This is a genomic window from Acidisphaera rubrifaciens HS-AP3 (genome assembly GCF_000964365.1).
GTDB classification, from domain to species: Bacteria; Pseudomonadota; Alphaproteobacteria; order Acetobacterales; family Acetobacteraceae; genus Acidisphaera; species Acidisphaera rubrifaciens.
Map to the genome: position 1 here is coordinate 1 of NZ_BANB01000500.1, position 2,061 is coordinate 2,061.

Annotated in this window: 3 protein-coding genes; all 3 read right to left on the reverse strand. The window is 73.2% G+C overall.

The features are described from left to right. Nucleotides 1-33: 33 nt before the first annotated feature. Nucleotides 34-510, reverse strand: a complete 477-nt coding sequence (locus tag B8460_RS13745; RefSeq protein ID WP_048862178.1) for a VOC family protein — start codon at nucleotides 508-510, stop codon at nucleotides 34-36. 28 nt (nucleotides 511-538) lie between these two features. Continuing rightward, the gene (locus tag B8460_RS13750; RefSeq protein WP_048862180.1) at nucleotides 539-1,459 is read right to left on the reverse strand and encodes an ABC transporter permease; all 921 of its coding nucleotides are present in this window, start codon (nucleotides 1,457-1,459) and stop codon (nucleotides 539-541) included. Nucleotides 1,460-1,464: 5 nt separating this feature from the next. After that, nucleotides 1,465-2,061, reverse strand: a 597-nt coding sequence (locus B8460_RS13755; protein WP_048862179.1) for an ABC transporter permease, incomplete at its 5' end; no start/stop codon positions are given.

Sequence of the window (2,061 nt, forward strand, 5' to 3'; positions counted from 1 at the left end):
GCTACGATCCAGACTGATCGGCTACCGCTCTAGTCAGCGCGGCCGGAAAAAGCTCTGCCCGGCGACATAGCGGCGGCCCTCGGACATGTCGGGCGCGACGCCCGTCTCCGCCCGGCCGTCGAACGTGATCTCCAGCTGCACGCCGTTCGGGTCATAGACGAACAGCTGATACAGCGTCGTCCCCGGCACCAGGAACTCGCGCCAGTCGAGCCCGGCCTCGCGGAACCGCGCGACGAAGTCGGCATAGCCCACCGCCGTCAGCGAGACGTGGTCGATCGCGGCACTGCCCACTTCCGCGACGCCGTCCGGCCCCAGCGCCGGGCCGCCGGCATAGATGTGCAGGATCGCCGCCCCGCCCGGCACCGGCACGGCGAACCACGCGCCCGGATAGCCGAAATCGGGCCGCGCCGCCTCCGCCAGCCCCAGCACGTCGCAGTAGAACCGCCGCGTCGCCGCCAGATCGGCGGTCTTGATCGCGACGTGAAACAGGCCGGTGATGGCTGCGGTCATGCCGCGTCTCCCTCGTGTGCGCGCGCGCTCATGTGGCGTCACGGTCGAAATGCGTGCCGATCGCCGCCGGCAGCCGCGCGGCGCGGCCGAGGGCGACCAGCACCAGCAGGGCCACCACGTAGGGCAGCATCTGCACGTAATACGAGCTGATCGGCAGGCCGATGATCTGCACCCGCAGATCAAGCGCCTCCGCCGCCCCGAACACCAGGCAGGCGAGCACGGTGCCGTACGGCATCCACCGCCCGACGATGATCGCGGCGAGTGCCAGGTAGCCGCGCCCGAACGTCATCCCGTCGGTGAACGTGCCCACCTGTTGCAGGCACAGCACCGCCCCGCCCAGCCCGGCGACCGCGCCGCACGCCAGCACCGACAGCGCGCGCACCCGCCCTGGATCGGCCCCCGCGCCATAGGCGGCGAGCGGATTTTCGCCCACCGCGCGCAGGGTCAGCCCCGGTGCGGTGCGGGTGAGGAACAGGGTCAGCGGCACCACCGCGACCAGCGCCGCCCAGGTCAGCGGCGGCTGCACGAACAGCGCGGGGCCGATCCGCGGAATCGCCGCCAGCCCCGGCAGCGCGATCGCCGGCAGCAGCGCCACATGCAGCGCCGCCGCCGCGCCATGGCCGAACAGCGCGCGCAGCAGGAAGCTTGTCAGGCCGAGGGCGAGGATGTTGGCGGCAAGCCCGGTCACCATGTTGTCCGCGCCCGCCCGCACCGCGACCAGCACCACCACGCCCGCCAGCAGCGCGCCGCACAGCATCGACGCGGCGATTCCGGCGAGCGCGCCGCCGCCGAGCGCGCTGCCTACGGTCGCGCCGAACGCGCCGCACAGCATCATCCCCTCCAGCCCCACCGCGAACACGCCCGCGCGCTCCGACAGGATACCGCCCAGGGCTGCGAACATCAGCGGCGTCGCGATGCGTATGGCGGCGCTCATCAGGTCGAGCAGCATGCGCACTACACCCGGGCGGCGGCGCGGTTGCGCGCGGTGATGGCCAGCACGAACAGCATCGCCATCCCCTCGATCACCGCGACCAGCGACGACGGCACGCCGACCTGCCGCTGCATCGACAGCGCGCCGGTCTCCAGCAGGCCGAACAGCAGCGCCGCCGGGATCAGCGCCAGCGGATTGAGCCCGCCCAGCAGCGCGATCGCCACCGCGACGAAGCCGAAGCCGCCGGTGAAGCCGTCGATCAGCCGGTGATGGATGCCCTGCACCTGCACCGCGCCCGCGAGCCCCGCCGTCGCGCCGGCGCCCAGCATCAGCCCCATCACCGTGCGCGGCAGCGACAGCCCGGCATAGCGCGCGGCGCGCCGGCTCGCCCCCGCGGTGCGGATGGCGAAGCCCCAGCGCATCCGCCACAGCACCCCATGCGCGATGATCGCGGCCAGCACCGCCAGCAGCACGCCGGCATGCAGGTCGGTGCGCGGCATCAGCCGCGGCAGCCAGGCGTCGCGCGGCAGCAGCGGCGATTGCGGAAACCCCGCCCCCGCCTCGCCCAGCCCGCCATCCTCCAGCACCTCGCCCACCAGCAGCAGCGCCACGAAATTGAG

Bases quoted from the DNA above. Each gene is read 5' to 3' on its own strand.
- B8460_RS13745 (WP_048862178.1), bottom strand. From the start codon at position 510: ATGACCGCAGCCATCACCGGCCTGTTTCACGTCGCGATCAAGACCGCC.
- B8460_RS13750 (WP_048862180.1), bottom strand. From the start codon at position 1,459: ATGCTGCTCGACCTGATGAGCGCCGCCATACGCATCGCGACGCCGCTG.